Source organism: Tenacibaculum litopenaei, assembly GCF_964514025.1.
GTDB classification, from domain to species: domain Bacteria; phylum Bacteroidota; class Bacteroidia; order Flavobacteriales; family Flavobacteriaceae; genus Polaribacter; species Polaribacter litopenaei.
Genome location: NZ_CAZEQT010000003.1, coordinates 185,190 through 204,230, shown reverse-complemented (window position 1 = coordinate 204,230; position 19,041 = coordinate 185,190). Strand labels below are relative to the sequence as shown.

Below are 19,041 nucleotides of genomic sequence, written 5' to 3'. Positions count from 1 at the left end.
AGCAAGCCAGCATTCCTATCGCATTTAAAACACCTATCGTTTTGCAATTCCAACCATCCATCTACAATTCATTGCCCATCATCGTATTTCAACCCCATACACCTCAGTTCCCTACTATCTTTGACTTGTAGTTTTAGTTATAGTAGTTATTAGTTAGTATAAAAGAAGTGTTCCGGGGGGAGCGCTTCTTTTCTTTTATCTCGTCACCAAGACCGGAAGTCACTTCGTACTTAAAATGCCTGTCGTTTTGCGATTCCAACCATCCAGCTACAGTTAGTTACTCATCATCGGATTTCAACCCCATACACCTCAGTTCACGGCTATCTTTGAATTGTAGTTTTAGTTATAGTAGTTATTAGTTAGTTTAAAAGAAGTGTTCCGGGGGGAGCGCTTCTTTTTTTATCTCATTAGCAAGCCCGCATTCCTATCGTACTTAAAATACCTATCGTTTTGCCATTCCTACCATCCATCTACAATTCATTGCCCATCATCGGATTTAAACCCAATACACCTCAGTTCTCTACTATCTTTGAATTGTAGTTTTAGTTATAGTAGTTATTAGTTAGTTTAAAAGAAGTGTTCCGGGGGGATCGCTTCTTTTTTTTATCTCATTAGCAAGCCCGCATTCCTATCGTACTTAAAATACCTATCGTTTTGCGATTCCAACCATCCAGCTACAGTTCACTGCCCATCATCGTATTTCAACCCCATACACCTCAGTTCCCTACTATCTTTGACTTGTAGTTTTAGTTATAGTAGTTATTAGTTAATACAAAAGAAGCGTTCCGGGGGGAGCGCTTCTTTTTTATCTCTATTTAATAATACTTACTGAAGATTAAGTTGCCATGACACTCCAAATTGATCTTGGACAAACCCGAATTGTTTACTAAAACCATAATTATTCAATGGCATCAAAACAGTTCCTTTTTCTGACAAACTTGTAAAGAGACGCTTTTGTTCAGTTTCGTCATTGCATTCTAGGTAAATTGAAATCGCTGGTGTAAATCCCCATTTGTGAATCGCGGGACTATCACTGCACATAAACAACTGATCTTTTAGCTTAAAACTGGCATACATGATCGTCCCTTCTTTACTGGAACTCGCTTTTCCCCAACGTTGAATATCAATAATTTTAGCATCCTCAAACAAACTGACATAAAAATTCATGGCTCGTTCAGCATCTTCCTTCTGAAAAGTCAAAAAAGTGGCAATCTGCCCTTCTTTTTTTGCTTTTTGTAATGTACTTGCCTTTTTTAAACTATCAATCTCAGCTCGTAATTGAGTTAACTCCTTAGTTTGGTCATTACTTTTCACCTTTGTACAACTCAGAATACATAAGGTACAAAACATTACAATCACTATTTTTTTCATATTACTAGACTTTAAATACAACTATAAACCCTACTCAATACTAGTAGGAAACAAAAAACATATCCTCACGGACAGTATAAAGATACTAACAATTCATAGAACCTATCAGTTCACTCAACAGCAGCCAGCTGCAACTCACCGTATTTACTCGTAATTACCGAACAATGACGTCTATCTTTGTCTTGTAGTTTTAGTTATAGTAGTTTTTAGTTAGTTTAAAAAATAGTGTTCCGGGGGGAGCACTATTTTTTGCTTTGCATACTAATTTAGGCTGTGCTACTCCAGTAGGAATTTTAATACTCATATTAACGTTTTCATCCTCGTGTTTAACGTTTTATTAGCACTTACACTAAGTTTAATTGCGTTACTTTACATCAATCTTATAGATTATATAGATTACAGGGGTAATAATACTAACGGTGTGTTCCCTAATCCCAATTTCTTCATACGAACAGAGCGCACCGTTAGTTTACATGCTATTTAAGTACCCATCAAAATTTCACTTATTTTTTGTTTTCTTGAAGTAGTCGGCGAAGGCCTAACTGCGTACTGCAATACCTCTTAATAAGTCCCCCCATATCTCAAGGAATACGCAGCTAGTTTCACCTAAATAACTATTGCTCTAGTTATTCTATAAAATCCATTTTTAGACTTCCGCCTACATAAAAAATTGGTATCTGCCCCCAAATACAATCGGTACAAAAAAACTCATACTCCAGTTTGCGAATAGTAATCCACAAACTGGAGTATGAGCCATAAGTTGCCCAAAATTTCCAAAAAATCAATTCCTAGGTCTTCTCCAGTGTTAAAATGATTTTTTACAGAATGGAAACTCTTATTTATGTAGAGAAATCTGTATTTCCACTCCTTAAATATACAAAAATAAATAGACAAAAACAAGTAAAACACACAAATACATACACTTAACAACAATACTTCCTATTCTCTTTTACTTCGACTCATTTTTTTTCTGTACTTTTCACAAAAAAACATGTTCCGCTCTTCCTTACGAACTCCATATCCTTTTTTTTACGATTTCCGTACGGCACTCATAATCAACATTATTTTATTTGGAATTACCTTTTTGTTTTTGTTTTTATTCCGGCCATTTGAAATTAACGAGAAAGAACTCATCTTGAATTACCCTGAAACGGCTCTAGTGCACAGTTTGGTTTCTTTTATCTTATTTTTTGGACTTACGTTGCTATTGCCATTGGTAAGAACTGCCCCTTATCATTGGACATTAGTGCACGAGTTAATTTTTATCTTTACCGTGCTCATCTGCATTGGAATTGGTCAATTCTTAATTCGAGACTTTATCTACGACAACCCCAATAATTGGTCCTGGCGCTATTTGTTGACAGAAGTTAAGAATACGGTACTCATTGGAGGTTTATTCGCGCTAGTCCTAACCACTGCCCTCCTCGAAAAACTCAAAGTCAGTCATGTTGTAAAAAGTTCCTGTATTCACATCCCTGAACTCAATACTCACGAGATCTCAAACCAAGTAGTTACGATACAAACTCAAGTCCAATCAGATAATTTCACCTTGAAGATCGCTGATTTCTTGTATGCCAAAGCCGATAAAAATTATTTAGAAATTCAATTGCCTGAGCAAAAACTCTTGAAGCGTATCAGTTTAAAAAGCTTTAAAGAGCAGCTCATTCAGTTCCCAGAAATACAGCAAACACATCGTTCTTACCTCGTTAACTTAAAAGCAATTTCTTCAATCACCGGCAACGCACAAGGCTATCAACTCAGCTTAAAAAACAGCACTACAACCGTACCTGTTTCGAGAAATCAAATTGAGAGCTTTGAAAAAAAACTACAAGCGCTAAACACCTAGCCTGCTACTGGTAACATATCTGTTGCTATTCATCCCAAATCATTGACTACAGTCATAAAACACTCCGCGCTAACCTACATTTGCCATCAACTTAATGTAGTATTATGACCCACCGAAGATATCATTTAGACTGGTTGCGCATTTTCTCTGTATTCGCAGTTTTCCTTCATCATGTTCTTATGCCTTTCAACGGCGATGAGTTTCATATCACCAATGCTGAGCACAGTAAAACTTTAGATGACCTCATGGTGTACTTTGAGCAATTTAGACTGCCCCTGCTGTTTTTTATTTCAGGAGTAAGCACCTGTTTTACCTTGAGAAAAAGATCGTGGAAAGGATTTGTATATAAGCGATTTTTACGCTTGTTCATTCCACTTACTGTCGGTGTAATACTGCTAGTTCCTCCACAGATCTATTTTGAAGAGTACGCCACTAACGAACCTTTTTGGGAACGCTACCTTCAATGCGTAGCAGCCCTAAAGGTAAACCACCTTTGGTTTATTGAAAACTTGTTTTACCTCTCTATATGCTGTGTTCCCATATTACTTTTTCTAAGATCACCCAAAAGCAAAAGATTAAAAGAAAGAATTTCAGCGGCTACCAACAATGTCGGATTGATTAGTTGGGGTGTAAGCTTAGCTATTTTGGTGATGATCAGTAAATTCTTTTTCCCTAGTTCCTCTAAAAGTATATTTAACCTCTCTTCAACTGTTTACTACTCGTTCTTTTTCATTGCTGGAATACTTTTTGAAAACCTCGCAGGACTGTGGAAAATAACGGCTACGAAAAGGAAGAAAAATGCGCGTTTCGCACTGATTGCTACGATTTTGTTTTATGCCTATTACTTTGTCCCCGGTGAATGGATAGCTCCTTATATGAGTTTAACGCTACGCTGGCAGCTATGGTACTTTACATCATCCCTAGTCTCATGGTCAGTGTTGATAACCATTGTAGGATACGCTCAAATTTGGTTTTCTCATTCTAATAGGTTCCTAAAACATCTAAATGAAGCAGTCTACCCTTTTTATATGTTACATCAAACCATCATTGTTGTATTCGCTTTCTATATCGTAAAAATCCCTGCTGGAATCCCCGTAAAAATCGTACTCTTGCTGAGCAGTTCCTTTAGTGTTATTAGTTTTATCTACCTCATGCTAATCAAACCCTTTCCTCTGGTTCGATTTTTATTTGGTATGAAGGCTTACCCAACTCCCCAAAAGGATGATTTTACCGAGCCTAATTTTAACAATCAAACCCCTCCAAGTAAGTTCAATCTCACAGGAGCCAAAAAACGCAAAACCATTTATCGATAGCTTTCCTTCTGTCATCTATAAATTGCCATTTTTTAACATTCAAGGTAGTAACTTCCGTATAAATTCAATATAGAATTCACTATTCCGTAACAGTCGTACCCTAGCAGTTCGACTGTTTTTAATACTTACATCATGGCATACACAAGTTCATACTTACTCTATTTCTCCACAGTATTGAAAACTAAGGGAGTTCCGGTATTAAACGCTGATCAATGGAGGCGATTCCAAAACATTAGCGCTATTGAATACCACATAAAACGAATTCATGATATGGGACTCAAACACAGTTTGTTTAGCGAGCTTCAAAAAGAAGAAGCGAAGCTCAAAAAACTCGTAAAAGGGCTGCCGCCAGAGGCCTTGTTTGAAGAAATGCTCACTTTGTCGCAAGCTTAAACCAACACCGTTATTTCTTTCGATTTCATCTCGATTATTCCGCGGTGTTGAAAGCGCTTTAACAATCTAGAAATCGCCACACGTGACGCTGCTAACTGATTCGCAATTTCTTGGTGAGACTCATTGACAATATGATTACGTTGCTGTTGCTTCAAGTAGTTCAGCAGGCGCTCTTCCAAGGTCAAAAAGGCCAAATTTGCATAATTCCCCAACAATGAAGTATACTGTTGCTTATATACTTCAAACATATAATCTCTCCAAGAGGTATATTTATCCTTCCATTCTTTGGCCAGATGCGCTGGAATGCTCAAGATAATACTTTCTTCACTGGTAACGATATTTGCCTCACTTTGACAGAGTTCAATACACGACGATAACGAAAGTGGGCAGGTTTCAAAGGGTTGTAAGTGGTACAGTAAAATTTCTTTTTCATTATTTTCCTGATATACACGCATTTTCCCTGCCAACAAGATGGTCAAGGCGGTGATATACTCTCCCGACTCCAACAACAATACATCTTTGTCGTGACGTTTGACACAACTGTGCTGTTTTAAAGCGGCAATCAATTCAGGTTCCACAAATTTACGTTGGGAAAGGAATAAAGAAAATAATTGGTTTTCTTGGCTCATAGTGAATTCTTCTCATGCAAAATTACTGCATTAATCCTAAAAACAAGTAGAAATCGTACAAATCCCCCCAAACTTCCACATTTTTCAGCATTACTTAACCTATATTAATAAAAAAACCTCCTATCGTTGATAGAAGGTTCATACTACTTGAATGAATAACCTTAGAAAATTTCCTTAGCTATTGCTTTGATATTACTCGATTTCCCCATCGAGTAATAATGCACTACGGGAACCCCCGCTTGTATCAATTCTTTACTTTGCTGAATGGCCCAGTCTATTCCTACTTTTCTAACTGCTTTATTATCCTTACAGTTCTCGACAGCCTCTACTAGTTCTTGTGGTAAGTCTAAACGAAATATTTGCGGTAAGATGTGTAAATGCCTCTTCACTGCCAAGGGTTTAATACCCGGAATAATAGGCACTTTAATTCCGAGCGCACGTGCCTCTTTTACAAATTCAAAATACTTTTTGTTATCAAAAAACATTTGGGTAACTACGTAATCAGCTCCTGCGTCTACCTTTTCTTTCAAGCGTTTTAAATCACTTGCCAAGCTAGGAGATTCTAGGTGCTTTTCTGGGTATCCCGCTACCCCGATACAAAAGTTTGCTTTGTGAGGGGTTTCAATAATTTCGTGTAAGTACTTCCCTTCATTTAAGTTTTTAATTTGTTTTACCAAATCAGAAGCGTACTGATTACCTCCTTGAGATGCTTTGAAATACTGCTCATCTTTTCGGGCATCACCCCGTAAAGCCATGACATTATCTAAGCCTAAATAATGACAATCTACCAATACGTATTCCGTTTCTTCTTTGGTAAATCCCCCACACAATACATGAGGAATGGCATCTACATCGTATTTGTACTTTAATGAAGCACAAATACCCACCGTACCGGGGCGCATTCGCGTTACTTTTTTCTCCAATAACCCTTGCTCTTTTGGAATATAAATATATTCTTCACGAGAGGTTGTCACATCGATAAATGGAGGTTTAAATTCCATTAAAGGATCGATATTATTGTATAATTCTTGAATATTTTGTCCTTTCTGTGGTGGAACTATTTCAAAAGAAAAAAGCGTTTTTCCTTTTGCTTTTTTTATGTGTTCTGTAACTTTCATAATGTTTATCTACTGCATGAATAAGGTGTTGTATAGGGCTTAACTCGAAATATTAGGGTGTAACCATTTTCGCGCTTTGGCTAAGGAAATCCCTTTACGAGTTGCAAAGTCTTGTACCTGGTCGTCTGTGATTTTACCCAGTCCAAAATACTTGGCTTCTTCATTGGCAAAGTAATATCCAGAAACAGCTGCTGCAGGCCACATGGCTAAACTCTCAGTCAAGCTGACTCCTATTTGTTCCTCAACCTGTAAGAGTTCCCAAATCGTTTCCTTTTCCAAATGATCGGGGCAAGCAGGATACCCAGGAGCGGGTCTGATTCCTTTATACGCTTCTTTAATTAATTCTTCATTAGTCAACTGTTCTTCCGCAGCGTACCCCCAGTGTTTACTTCTGATTTGTAGGTGTAAATACTCAGCAAAAGCTTCGGCAAATCTATCTGCTAGCGCCTGTACCATAATAGCATTGTAATCATCGTGTGCTTCCTTGAAGCTATTAGCCAGTACATCAGCACCGAAAATAGCCGTGCAAAAAACACCGATATAATCTTCGCGTCCACTAGCTTCCGGTGCAATAAAATCAGCTAAGGCCAAATTTGGTTTGCCCTGCGACTTTTTAAGTTGTTGTCTAAGGGTTCTCAAAACGGCAATTTCCTTTCCTTTTTTACGTACTGAAATATCGTCATCATTCACGGTGTTGGCCGCAAACAATCCGAAAATCCCCTTGGCCTTCAATTGTTGCTTGTCTATTATCGTGCGAAGCATTTTCTGCGCATCCTCAAACAAACTAGTGGCTTGCTCTCCTACCACCTGATCTGTTAGGATTTCAGGATACTTCCCGTGTAAGTCCCAAGACCTAAAAAAAGGACTCCAATCGAAAAACGGCAGTAGCTCTTTTAAGCTCAGTTGCTCTAGTTTCTGTATTCCCATTTCTCTGGGTTTCACAATATTCGATTTTTGCCAGTCGATTTGAAATTTTTGCTTTCGAGCAGTACCTAAGGCTACGTATTGTTTCTGTTTACTTCGGTTTAAAAACTTTTCTCGAAACGATTCGTAATCTTTTTTGAGCTTCGCTACATAGGCATTTTTAGTATTGGCATTCAACAAATCACCAACCACGGTTACAGCCCTCGAAGCATCATTTACATGGACTACGGCATTTTTGTATTCCGTATCAATTTTCACTGCTGTATGAGCTTTTGAAGTCGTGGCTCCACCGATGAGCAATGGAATTTCAAAATTTTGTCGTTCCATTTCCTTTGCCAAGTACACCATTTCATCTAAAGAAGGGGTGATTAAACCACTCAAACCAATAGCATCTACCTGTTCTTTTTTTGCCGTTTCTATAATTTTTTCTGGCGGAACCATCACTCCTAAATCTACAATCTCATAGTTGTTACAGCCCAACACAACACTGACGATATTTTTACCGATGTCATGCACATCTCCTTTTACGGTTGCCATCAAAATTTTCCCTAAGGCTTTCTGCTCTTCACTTTTCTCCGCTTCTATAAATGGATTTAGGTAGGCTACTGCCTTTTTCATTACCCTTGCCGATTTTACTACCTGAGGCAAGAACATTTTTCCTTCACCAAAAAGATCCCCAACAACGTTCATTCCCGACATCAAGTGCCCTTCGATCACCTCAAGAGGTCTGGTCACACTTTGTCGAGCTTCTTCAGCATCTTCTATAATAAAAGTATCAATTCCCTTCACTAAGGAATGGGTAATTCGCTCTTGTAAGCTCAAAGAACGCCATGCAAGTGCCTGCGTACTGTCTTCTTTTTTCTTCCCTTTTACAGTTTCTGCAAATTCTAATAAGCGCTCCGTAGCATCGGTTCTACGATCCAGAATTACGTCTTCGACATGCTCCAACAATTCCTTCGGGATATCGTCGTAGACTTCTAAAAGTGCCGGATTTACGATCCCCATATTCATTCCTGCTTGGATGGCGTAGTAGAGAAAAACAGAGTGCATTGCCTCGCGAACTACATTGTTTCCTCGAAAGGAAAACGACACATTGCTCACTCCTCCACTCACACTGACATGTGGTAGGTTTTCACGTACCCAACGCGTAGCTTCAATAAAGTCAATGGCATTTTTACGATGCTCTTCCATTCCGGTCGCAACAGGAAAAATATTCAAATCGAAAATGATGTCTTCTGGCGGAAAATGCACCTTTTCTACTAAAACTTCATAAGATCGCTTGGCAATTTCTATACGTCGTTCATAGGTATCGGCCTGCCCCACCTCGTCAAAAGCCATCACGATAACTGCGGCTCCATAACGCTTAATTTGCGTTGCCTCCCAAATGAACTTTTCTTCACCTTCTTTTAAGGATATTGAATTGACTACTGATTTCCCTTGAACTACCTGTAAGCCTGCTTCAATGATTTCCCATTTAGAACTGTCAATCATGATCGGTACTCTGGCAATATCAGGTTCCGCAGCAATCAAATTCAAAAATCGAATCATCGCCTCCTTTCCATCAATAAGTCCATCATCCATATTAATATCGATGATCTGTGCTCCTCCTTCTACCTGATGCCTTGCAATGGCCAAGGCCTCATCAAATTTTTCCTCTTTTACTAGCCTCAGAAATTTGCGAGAACCCGCTACATTGGTGCGTTCACCTACATTAATAAAATTACTCTCGGCCGTAATTATTAAAGGCTCCAAGCCCGACAATCTCATAGGACGCCTATTTTCGTGAGCTCCCGTATTATCCAACATAACTTTTTATAATTTTTCTCGGTTGGTATTTCTCCGCCACTTCAGCAATTGCTTTGATATGTGCAGGGGTGGTTCCGCAACAACCTCCGATGATATTAATTAAATTCTTCTGTAAATAAGCTTCTATTTGCGCTGCTGTTTCTTCGGGAGTTTCATCGTATTCCCCAAACGCATTTGGTAAGCCTGCATTGGGGTGGGCTGAAACCGCAAATTGTGTTTTAGAAGCGATAGCCTCTAAATGTGGCTGTAGTAAATTGGCACCTAACGCACAATTAAACCCAACAGATAACAGTGGAATATGCGAAATAGAAATTAAAAATGCTTCTGCCGTTTGTCCGGATAAGGTACGCCCTGAAGCATCTGTTATCGTCCCTGAAACCATCACTGGAATTTGCTCATTGCGTTCCGCTTTGACCTCTTCAATAGCAAAGAGTGCCGCCTTCGCATTCAAGGTATCAAATACCGTTTCTACCAATAAAATGTCTGCGCCACCATCCAAAAGTGCCTCTACTTGTTGCTTGTAGGCTATGCGCAATTCATCAAAAGTTACGGCTCTGTAGCCCGGATCATTTACATCTGGTGACATGCTTGCGGTTCTATTCGTAGGACCTATAGACCCGGCAACAAAACGAGGTTTATCGGGTTCTGATACAGCAAACTCGTCGGCTACTTCACGAGCAATTTTTGCTGACTGATAGTTTAACTCGTACACAAGGTCTTCCATTTGGTAATCGGCCATGGCGATGGTCGTTCCTGAAAAAGTATTCGTTTCGACGATATCGGCCCCAGCCTTAAAGTACTTCCTATGTACTTCCTTTACAGCTTCGGGTTGCGTAATCGACAATAAATCATTGTTCCCTTTAAGAGGTATTGGATACTCTTTAAATCGCTCTCCGCGAAAATCTTCTTCAGAAAATTGATATTCCTGTAGCATGGTTCCCATGGCTCCATCGAGCACTAGGATTCTCTGTTGTATAACCTGATAAATTTTTGACATTCCTGATAATATGCTTGTGGTTATCAGGAAAAGAAGAAGTAAAGTCTTTTCGTTATCTCTCTGTTTCTACAGTAGAATTTAGCACCTTCTTTGTTTGCACAAAGGGTTGCTAAGGTTTCAAAGGGTCTATTCCCTCCACCTTTCTTGATAACACCATTAAAGTTAATGAACTATGGTGCAAATCTATTGGATTCCGCTGAAATAACAAAAGTTTTTTTCTGTTTTCACAAAAAACCCCACTCAATTTTTCAATCAAGTGGGGTACGCATGCTAGAAAGTATGCATCGGGATTACTCTTTGACAAATTTTGCTTGGTTTAGCAATCTTTTCCCCTTAAACGCCTTGAGTATATACACCCCTTTTGGTAAAGCTGCAATCGTCACTTTGGCTCCTTGCTGCTCTTTGAGCTTTGCTCCTTGTAACGAATAAACTGCTACTGATGAAATGTCTTCTTTTGCCGTCGCTACAATCTCGTTTTGAGCCGGATTCGGATACACTGTGAGTGCTGTAGTTTCTGCCATACGAGGAAATTTCTTTTTCTTAATATCCAGTGGATCTATCGTTATTATCGACATGTAACGCGTCATAATATTACGGGTAGTCGTACACCCTGTAGTGTTATCAGTTACCTCCACTCTGTATTCGTAGTTTCCTACGGCTCCGTGGGTAACAGGTAAGATTCGTGTGGTATTTAAGACGTTGGTAGTTCCAACTCTGAACCATTTGTAACTAAAATTACCTCCTGTAGGTAACCCTTGAACCTTTAAATGCAACGTTTGTCCTGGCCCTGCAATAAAGTTCCCAGAAATATAAAACCCAGGTTTCCCAACAACTCTGACTACCATCGTTTTCTCAATCCAAAGATTCGATTTCCCTGAAATTGCCAACTTTACTTGATATTCTGTAGTTACCCCCTGCGGTGAAGTCAATGGAAATTGCTTTTGTAAATCCATCGTTCCATAAGGAACCCCATTGTTCCAGGCATTCTTCCCTGCACTAAAGTTTCCATTGGCATCTTTGCGATACACTCCGGTAAAAAACTGTACACGTCCACTGTGATCAAAACTTGGGTCTGTAGTTCCTTTCCCATCTAAAAGTACAGGTTCACCACTACAGATAGTAATCGGTGTTTGTGCATCGGCATCCACCCCATTTACTTTCATCGACACCTTTCCCTGCGTTGGATTTAAAGGACCTGAAAATTCAAAACCGTCTAAGTGTACGGTTTGTGAATACACTGAACTCGAACTCACAAAAAGGAACACTAGCTGATTGTAATCTTTGGTCGGTGTAAATGTGAAGTTTGGGCTCGGAACATGATTTCCGTGACCAGTCCAATTTACCGACTGCGTTGCTGTCGTAATTTTCCTTACCAACTGCTGATCGTTGGCTGGTAATTCGCTGTATACTCCTGCCGCGTTCACGGTTCCAATTGATTCCATGATAGGGCTGTTATCATTGTAATTGGTAGTGGCACTGTTAGTAGCAATTACATACAGTGTTCCCGTATTGCGTTTGCGATAATCAAACTCTAAAGAGTACTGAGCTCCCGCTTTCATCGGATAGTATAAAAACACAGAACTCCCTGCTGCTTGTCCTGATGAATTGCTAGCTTCAAGCGTTAAAAAGCGACTTCCATTACCACAGGGTCCACAGGTGTATCCGTTATTACCTCCATTAGAGCTCAATCTCGGTTTTCCTTTATGTGCATGCCAACTCGGTCCTAATCGAAGACCTGTAAAAAAACCAGAACCTCCAGAATACAAATTCTCAAAGTTCTCATTTACCATACGGTAGGGTGCTTGTGCAGTTGCCGTACTGACGGCGCTAAACAAGAAGGTCAGTGCGAGACCTAATTGTACGAAGTTTAATTTTTTCATTTTAAATGATTTTTTTCGGGGGGGGTTGATTATTAATTGAGCACAAGAATACCTCCTTAATCATCAAGTCACTAAGCCCGATTTCTGAAAAATGGGATACAACTTCTAAAAGCTGTATCCCATTTTATAGATCATTTAAATGTCTCTCCTCGTAAAGTTATCTATGATTTCAACCTCACTACAAGCAAAAAAAGGTCCCAAAACCACTAGTATTACGAATACAGAGGAGAAGACAAATATCGGTCTCCGCGATCACAAACAATCGCGACTATCACTCCTTTATCAATGCGTTCCGCCACCTGCAATGCTATGTGTAGTGCTCCGCCACTACTCATTCCTGCCATAATACCTTCAGTATTGGCAAGCTGTCGTGTGGCCGCAGTGGCCTCTTCCTGGCTCACTTCGTAAATCTGATCTACTTTACTGCGATCAAATATTTTTGGAAGGTATTCAGGCGACCACCTTCGAATTCCAGGAATTCTCGATCCTTCTTTTGGCTGAGCTCCGACAATTTGTACCTCTTTGTTTTGCTCCTTTAAATAGGTCGATACTCCCATGATGGTTCCGGTAGTTCCCATAGCAGACACAAAATGGGTGACCTCACCTTCAGTATCTCGCCAAATTTCAGGTCCTGTCGTTTTGTAATGAGCTTTCCAATTATCGTTGTTCTCAAACTGGTTCAACATAAAATACCCCTTTTTATAGCGCAGTTCTAGTGCTTTATCTCGTGAACCTTCGATTCCTTTATCAGCGGGTGTTAACATCACCTCGGCACCATAGGCTTTCATGGTTTTTACGCGTTCTTCAGTAGCATTTTCGGGCATTACCAGTACCATTTTCACCCCCAATACTTTTGCCATTAATGCCAATGCTATTCCTGTATTTCCACTGGTCGCCTCTACTAAAACATCTCCTTTTCGAATATTTTGTCGACGTATGGCTTCCGAAATCATATTATAGGCGGCTCTATCTTTTACACTACCTCCCGGATTATTCCCTTCTAATTTTAGTAGTACGCGTACATTTTCTTTATTTATTAAATGAGAAATTTCCACCAGAGGAGTATTCCCAATGCTATCTGTTATCGTTTTCGTTTTCATGTTTGATCCGTTTTTTGTGATAGATACGATTTGCGTTTCGTAATTCTATTCTCTGATTCATAAGTTACAATGGAACCGGGATTTACAGAATTTGTAATGCATACATTGGCTCCTATGATACTGTTTTCACCGATGACAACCTCTCCTCCTAAAATAGTAGCGTTGGCATAGATTGTTACATTATTTTCAATGGTTGGATGTCTTTTTTGTTCCGCCAATTCCTTTTTTACCTGGATTCCTCCCAGTGTTACTCCTTGATAAATTTTTACGTGATCTTTGATCACCGTAGTTTCTCCTATTACAATTCCCGTTGCATGATCTATAAAAAATGACGCTCCAATAGCGGCCCCTGGATGAATGTCCGTACCCGTGATTCCGTGTGCGTATTCGCTCATCATTCTCGGTAAAATTGGGATATTCATCAAATACAATTCATGGCTTAAACGATAAATAGCAATAGCGTGAAAACCGGGATAGGCCAAGTACACTTCACCTAAACTTTTACAAGCGGGATCGGTTTGTTCAAATGCGAGTGCATCAAGATCCAATTGCTCACGAATGGAACAAAAATGTTGTTGATACGTACTCCACAGTTGCAATCCATCGGGTATGGCTAATCCCGAAGTTATTTTTAAAAACAAGCTTTCTAGATGCGCTGCTTTCTCTTGACAAACATCGTTAAACAGTGCGTAAAACAACTGTTTGGTAAAAATCTCAACATCGTCTTTCAACGATAAATCATAGTGCGTAAAAGTCATATAACAGTTTTACTTAATATACAAAAAAACAATTAACTCTCGGGAGCTAAAACAATTTTCAATCCTTCCAATTCCGGAGCGAGTTGAATTTGACAACCGAGACGACTATTTGCTTTCACGTCGAATGCCTCTGCAAGCATGGCATCTTCGTCATCAGTCATCTCTGGTAGCTCGTGATCCGAATTTACATAACATTGACAAGAAGCGCACATCGCCATGCCGCCACATACTCCTATGGTTCCCTCAGGAGCTAACTCGTACGAACGAACCAGCTCCATTAAATTCATGGCCATATCAGTCGGAGCGAGGACACTGTGTACCTCTCCTTCTCTGTCTGTTATATGTACTGTTATGTCTAAACTCATTATTCTATTGCTTTAACTACCGCTTTCGGTGCTTCTTTTTTAGTTCCATCAAATCCAGTAACTCCTCCAACTGTGGTGTACTTCATCACGTACTTTTTATCTGGATGAATGCGTTGGTAAGCACTTTGACACATGAGTGTGGCCTCGTGGAACCCACAAAGGATTAGTTTTAATTTCCCTGGATACGTATTCACATCGCCGATGGCATAAATACCTGGAATGTTGGTTTGATAATCTAAGGAGTTGTTCACTTTAATCGCATTTTTCTCTATTTCCAAGCCCCAATTTGCAATAGGTCCTAGTTTCGGTGCTAAACCAAACAACGGAATAAAGTGATCCGTATCTACGATATACGGTTCTTCTCCTTTTTTACTCACTACCACGCCGGTCACCTGTTCTTTTCCTAAAATCCCTGTAACTTCTGCCGGAGTAATTAGATTTATTTTCCCTAAGTTTTTTAACTCCTGTACTTTCTCAACCGAGTCCAATGCTCCTCTAAACTCGTTTCTCCTGTGAATTAACGTCACTGATTTAGCTACATCACTCAAAAATATAGACCAGTCCAATGCCGAGTCACCTCCTCCTGCAATCACAACGTCTTTGTCTCGATAAAGTTCAGGTTCTTTAATGATGTACTCTACACCATTATCTTCAAAGTTTGCCAAGTTTTCAATTTGCGGTTTTCTCGGTTCAAAACTTCCTAATCCTCCCGCAATGGCTACAACGGGAGCGTGGTGTTTTGTTCCCTTATTCGTCGTGACAATAAAAGAACCATCGTCTTGCTTTTCGATAGTATCTGCGCGTTCTCCTAAGGTAAAACCGGGCTCGAACTGCTTTATTTGCTCCATAAGTCTATCGGTCAAATCACCGGCTAATATTTCTGGATAGGCAGGAATATCGTAAATTGGCTTCTTCGGGTAAATCTCTGAACACTGCCCACCTGGCTGTGCCAAGGCGTCAATAAGATGACAGCGCAACTTTAACAATCCTGCTTCAAATACGGTAAACAACCCTGTCGGTCCTGCTCCTATAATTAATATATCCGTCTTGATCATGCTTTCTAATTTTTAGCTAAACTCTCTGTAAGTTTATTTAGTGTTTGTACTTTTTTTGCAAAATTTCCTTGAATTGTATTTCTATACGTATTCAAATTTTGCACTAGTTTGTTAATATCTTCTGGCAAAATAGCTTCAAAAAACTGACGTAAACGCTTTGCCGTTGTTGGTGATTTCCCATTAGTTGAAATCGCTACTTTTACGTTTCCTTTAGTGACAATTCCTCCCATATAAAAATCGCAATACGGTGGATTATCCGCCACATTTACTAAGAGGTTTCGCTGTTTACAATCCCAGTATACTTCTTCGTTAACCTCAGGGATGTCGGTGGTAGCGATTACCAAATGTTTACCTTCTAGAAACTGCGCATCGTACGCCGCTTCTATCTGAACTACATTTGCCGAATTGGCCAAGGCTACCGTTGCTTCTCTATACATCGGAGCAACCATCGTGACTTTGGCATCCGGGCTTGATTTTAATAAAAAATGTAACTTTTCTTCGGCCACAAATCCACCACCGACAATTAAAACCTGAAGTTCGCTTGTCTTTAAAAATATGGGATACAAGTTGTTTCTTTCTTCTCTCATTACACGACTTCTTTTAAGGTTATTTCACGCTGAATTAATGCCAACTCTTGACGGTGACGCACAACTTCACCTAAGACAATAATGGCGGGATTACTCAGCTTATCTCGTTGTACTATCGCTTCCATGGTATCAACGGTGCCAATTCCGACTTTTTCGTGAATCGTTGTTCCGTTTTGTACGATGGCTACGGGTAAATCTCCTTTACCTTCCTTCTTAAACAACCTAAGAATCTCACTGAGTTTTCCCATCCCCATTAAAATTACTACAGTCGCATTTGACTTGGCTGCCAATCGAACATCTGCAGATAATTCGTGTTTTTTTGTCGTTCCTGTGATCACCCAAAAGCTCTCCGCACTACCTCGTTTGGTCAATGGAATGTTTTGATTTGCCGGTACTGCTAATGAAGACGATATTCCAGGTACCATTGCAACAGCTAAACCACGTGACGCAGCGTATTCCATTTCTTCAGCCCCTCTTCCAAATATGAAAGGGTCTCCTCCTTTTAAACGCACAACATGTCCATGCGAATGACCTCTGGCAACAATCAACTCGTTAATTTGTTCTTGTTGATAACGATAACAGCCTCTGCGCTTCCCCACGAAAATTAATTCGGCATTGGGGTTCACATAGTCTAACAACGTCGGATTTACCAGTGCATCATACAAAACGACAGCTGCACTTTTTAAAGCGTTAATGGCTTTTAAGGTGATCAACTCCGGATCTCCCGGACCTGCACCTACAACGGTTAATTTCGGATCTATCTTCATGAGCCTTATCTTATTTATTGTTCTGCCAACACCAAGCTTCTATAAGCAGAAATCGTAGTAAAAAACGACTGTGCATCTAATAGATACTGCTTTGCAAATGCTGCTGTTGGTTCATTTTTATTAATTTGAAATACCAAATCGCTGAACGAATTTGGCAACACCACTTTTTTGGTGGCTACAAATACCTCATCAAAGCTCTTTACGATACTAGCTTGCGTATTGGTTTTAGCGCTTTCTCCAGTCAATAAAGCCTTCGCTGTATTAATCATTGCTGCATAAGCGTGGTAAATACTATCCGACCACAATCCTGCTTCTAAAGCTTCTTTGGCATTTCCTAACTTTTCTTCACTTTCAAAGAGCAAGGTGGCAACCAAATCGATAACCACTCCCGCACATTCTCCTACTCCAATGGCTTTCACGTACTTTTCGTTATGCCCCCAGTCAATATAGTCGTCTTCCGATAAGTTTGTGGTATCAGACAAATGCTTCAACAACTCGTAGAAATAGGTTTTACCACGTGATTCGTAATAAGTCAAAAAGTTGTGTTCGTCGCGATGTGCTTCAAAATCATCGAGTAAAATTCTCAAGGCATCGGGCCCTTTTTTACTAGGAATTTTAATCAACTTATCAGCAAATTTCCCGTTACCATTACCTAACACGCCGCCACCTACTAGAACTTGTAAAGCAGGTGCTAGTAAATTTCCTACCTTAATTGACATTCCCTGGAAGCCAATATGCGCCATATTGTGCTGTCCGCAGGCATTCATACATCCACTAATCTTAATGGTGATGTCTTCATTTCCTACATACGCTGGGTATTCTGATTTCAATACACGCTCCAGTTCGGCAGCGATACCCGTGCTACTTGCGATACCTAAATTACAGGTGTCGGTTCCCGGACAAGCTGTAATGTCAGCTGTACTATTATACCCAGGATCTGCAAAGCCTAACGCTGCTAACTCTTGATAGAAAAATGGCAATAAAGCCTCTCGTACATGACGAATCAGTATGTTTTGTCGCAGGGTAAAACGCAGCTCATTCGCAGCGTACTTCTTAATCAAGTCTGCCAACTTTCTCGCCTTATCAGTATAAAAATCACCCAGGTGTACTTTAATCCCTACAGCAAAAAGTCCGGCTTGCTTTTGCGCAATAACATTGGTATTTTTCCAAGCCTCAAATTGTTCTTGATCGGTAATTCGAACTTCAGGCACTTGAAGTTCCTCAAATTGAGGCTCCCCTTCAAAAGCGGTTGTATCAATCGGGTATGACTGATATGCCAAAGCCTTACGCTCCTGCTCTACTAAAGAAAGAAAAGCATCTAATCCGAGTCCTTTCACCAAAAATTTCAATCGCGCTTTGGCTCGTTTCGCACGTTCTCCATGACGGTCAAATACACGTAAGACTCCCTCAATAGTCGGAATGAGTAAATCCGTTTCTAGAAAATCGTACATGACATCTGCCTGACGAGGTTGTGACCCAAGCCCACCGGCTAACATCACCTTAAACCCTTTTAGCTGCTCACCATTAACCTCTTTCGTTTTTGCAATAAATCCTAGATCGTGGATAAAACTCAAGGCAGTATCTCCTTCTGTTGCTGAGAAAGACATTTTAAACTTTCGTCCCATCTCTTGACAAATTGGATTTCTCAAGAAAAACTGAAACGTCGCATGTGCATAAGGTGTCACATCAAATGCTTCTGCTGGGTCAATCCCTGCCGTTTCCGAGGCGGTCACATTTCTTACGGCATTTCCACAGGCTTCTCTCAAGGTGATATCGTCTTTTTCTAATTCAGCCCATAGCTCAGGAGTTCTGTCCAAGCTCACGTGGTGAATTTGAATATCTTGACGCGTGGTTATATGCAGTCTTCCTCGTGAATACTCATCAGATACATTTGCTATTCTGTGCAACTGTTCACTGCTGACTCTTCCGTAGGGCAATTTGATTCTAATCATTTGAACCCCTAACTGACGTTGTCCATATACTCCTCGAGCTAAACGAAGACTTCGAAAACGCTCTTCGTCTACTTTCCCTTCTTTAAACAAACGTATTTTACGTTCTAATTCTAGTATATCTTTTTCTACGATGGGATTTTCTATTTCTGATCTAAAACTTTGCATGTCCTTGTTACTTAG

Annotated in this window: 16 protein-coding genes and 1 riboswitch; of the genes, 3 read left to right on the top strand and 13 right to left on the bottom strand. The window is 39.9% G+C overall.

All coding sequences use genetic code 11. From position 1 onward, the window contains the following. Positions 1-825: 825 nt before the first annotated feature. Positions 826-1,371 (bottom strand): VOC family protein, encoded by a 546-nt coding sequence (locus tag ACKTS5_RS05470; RefSeq protein WP_408042839.1) that lies wholly within the window; start codon positions 1,369-1,371, stop codon positions 826-828. Between the two features lie 991 nt (positions 1,372-2,362). Here ACKTS5_RS05470 and ACKTS5_RS05465 point away from each other — a divergent pair. From ACKTS5_RS05465 to ACKTS5_RS05455, 3 genes are all read left to right on the top strand, one after another. Next, positions 2,363-3,217: a LytR/AlgR family response regulator transcription factor gene (locus ACKTS5_RS05465; RefSeq protein WP_408042838.1), complete on the top strand. Its 855-nt coding sequence runs from the start codon at positions 2,363-2,365 to the stop codon at positions 3,215-3,217. A 104-nt stretch (positions 3,218-3,321) separates the two neighbouring features. Continuing rightward, positions 3,322-4,530 carry an acyltransferase family protein gene (locus ACKTS5_RS05460; protein ID WP_408042837.1) on the top strand — a complete coding sequence of 403 codons (1,209 nt, stop codon included), beginning with the start codon at positions 3,322-3,324 and terminating at the stop codon, positions 4,528-4,530. Positions 4,531-4,662: 132 nt separating this feature from the next. Continuing rightward, entirely contained in the window at positions 4,663-4,923 is a 261-nt protein-coding gene (locus ACKTS5_RS05455; RefSeq protein WP_408042836.1) for a hypothetical protein, read from the top strand. Here the strand turns inward: ACKTS5_RS05455 and ACKTS5_RS05450 are convergent. From ACKTS5_RS05450 to ACKTS5_RS05395, 12 genes are all read right to left on the bottom strand, one after another. After that, the gene (locus tag ACKTS5_RS05450) at positions 4,920-5,552 is read right to left on the bottom strand and encodes a Crp/Fnr family transcriptional regulator (protein WP_408042835.1); all 633 of its coding nucleotides are present in this window, start codon (positions 5,550-5,552) and stop codon (positions 4,920-4,922) included. The genes ACKTS5_RS05455 and ACKTS5_RS05450 overlap by 4 nt on opposite strands. A 161-nt stretch (positions 5,553-5,713) precedes the next feature. After that, on the bottom strand, positions 5,714-6,670 hold the full coding sequence (metF, locus tag ACKTS5_RS05445) for a methylenetetrahydrofolate reductase [NAD(P)H] (protein ID WP_408042834.1): 957 nt from the start codon (positions 6,668-6,670) through the stop codon (positions 5,714-5,716). Between the two features lie 39 nt (positions 6,671-6,709). Continuing rightward, positions 6,710-9,400: a methionine synthase gene (gene metH / locus ACKTS5_RS05440; RefSeq protein WP_408042833.1), complete on the bottom strand. Its 2,691-nt coding sequence runs from the start codon at positions 9,398-9,400 to the stop codon at positions 6,710-6,712. Then, complete coding sequence (locus ACKTS5_RS05435; protein WP_408042832.1) at positions 9,390-10,397, bottom strand: homocysteine S-methyltransferase family protein; 1,008 nt, start codon at positions 10,395-10,397, stop codon at positions 9,390-9,392. Before ACKTS5_RS05435 ends, metH begins: the two co-directional genes overlap by 11 nt. 49 nt (positions 10,398-10,446) lie before the next feature. Beyond that, positions 10,447-10,551: riboswitch (SAM riboswitch) on the bottom strand. Between the two features lie 136 nt (positions 10,552-10,687). Continuing rightward, entirely contained in the window at positions 10,688-12,277 is a 1,590-nt protein-coding gene (locus tag ACKTS5_RS05430; RefSeq protein ID WP_408042831.1) for a T9SS type A sorting domain-containing protein, read from the bottom strand. A gap of 212 nt (positions 12,278-12,489) precedes the next feature. After that, on the bottom strand, positions 12,490-13,377 hold the full coding sequence (cysM, locus tag ACKTS5_RS05425) for a cysteine synthase CysM (protein WP_408042830.1): 888 nt from the start codon (positions 13,375-13,377) through the stop codon (positions 12,490-12,492). Then, entirely contained in the window at positions 13,374-14,135 is a 762-nt protein-coding gene (epsC, locus tag ACKTS5_RS05420; RefSeq protein WP_408042829.1) for a serine O-acetyltransferase EpsC, read from the bottom strand. The genes cysM and epsC overlap by 4 nt, the downstream gene beginning before the upstream one ends. Before the next feature lie 32 nt (positions 14,136-14,167). Continuing rightward, entirely contained in the window at positions 14,168-14,500 is a 333-nt protein-coding gene (locus ACKTS5_RS05415) for a 2Fe-2S iron-sulfur cluster-binding family protein (protein ID WP_408042828.1), read from the bottom strand. Further along, a complete protein-coding gene (locus ACKTS5_RS05410; RefSeq protein WP_408042827.1) occupies positions 14,500-15,555 on the bottom strand; it encodes an NAD(P)/FAD-dependent oxidoreductase in 1,056 nt (351 codons plus the stop codon). The genes ACKTS5_RS05415 and ACKTS5_RS05410 overlap by 1 nt, the downstream gene beginning before the upstream one ends. 5 nt (positions 15,556-15,560) lie before the next feature. Then, positions 15,561-16,142, bottom strand: a complete 582-nt coding sequence (locus tag ACKTS5_RS05405; RefSeq protein ID WP_408042826.1) for a precorrin-2 dehydrogenase/sirohydrochlorin ferrochelatase family protein — start codon at positions 16,140-16,142, stop codon at positions 15,561-15,563. After that, the gene (gene cobA, locus ACKTS5_RS05400; RefSeq protein ID WP_408042825.1) at positions 16,142-16,909 is read right to left on the bottom strand and encodes a uroporphyrinogen-III C-methyltransferase; all 768 of its coding nucleotides are present in this window, start codon (positions 16,907-16,909) and stop codon (positions 16,142-16,144) included. Before cobA ends, ACKTS5_RS05405 begins: the two co-directional genes overlap by 1 nt. A 14-nt stretch (positions 16,910-16,923) precedes the next feature. Beyond that, complete coding sequence (locus ACKTS5_RS05395; protein WP_408042824.1) at positions 16,924-19,026, bottom strand: HEPN domain-containing protein; 2,103 nt, start codon at positions 19,024-19,026, stop codon at positions 16,924-16,926. Positions 19,027-19,041 lie beyond the last annotated feature (15 nt).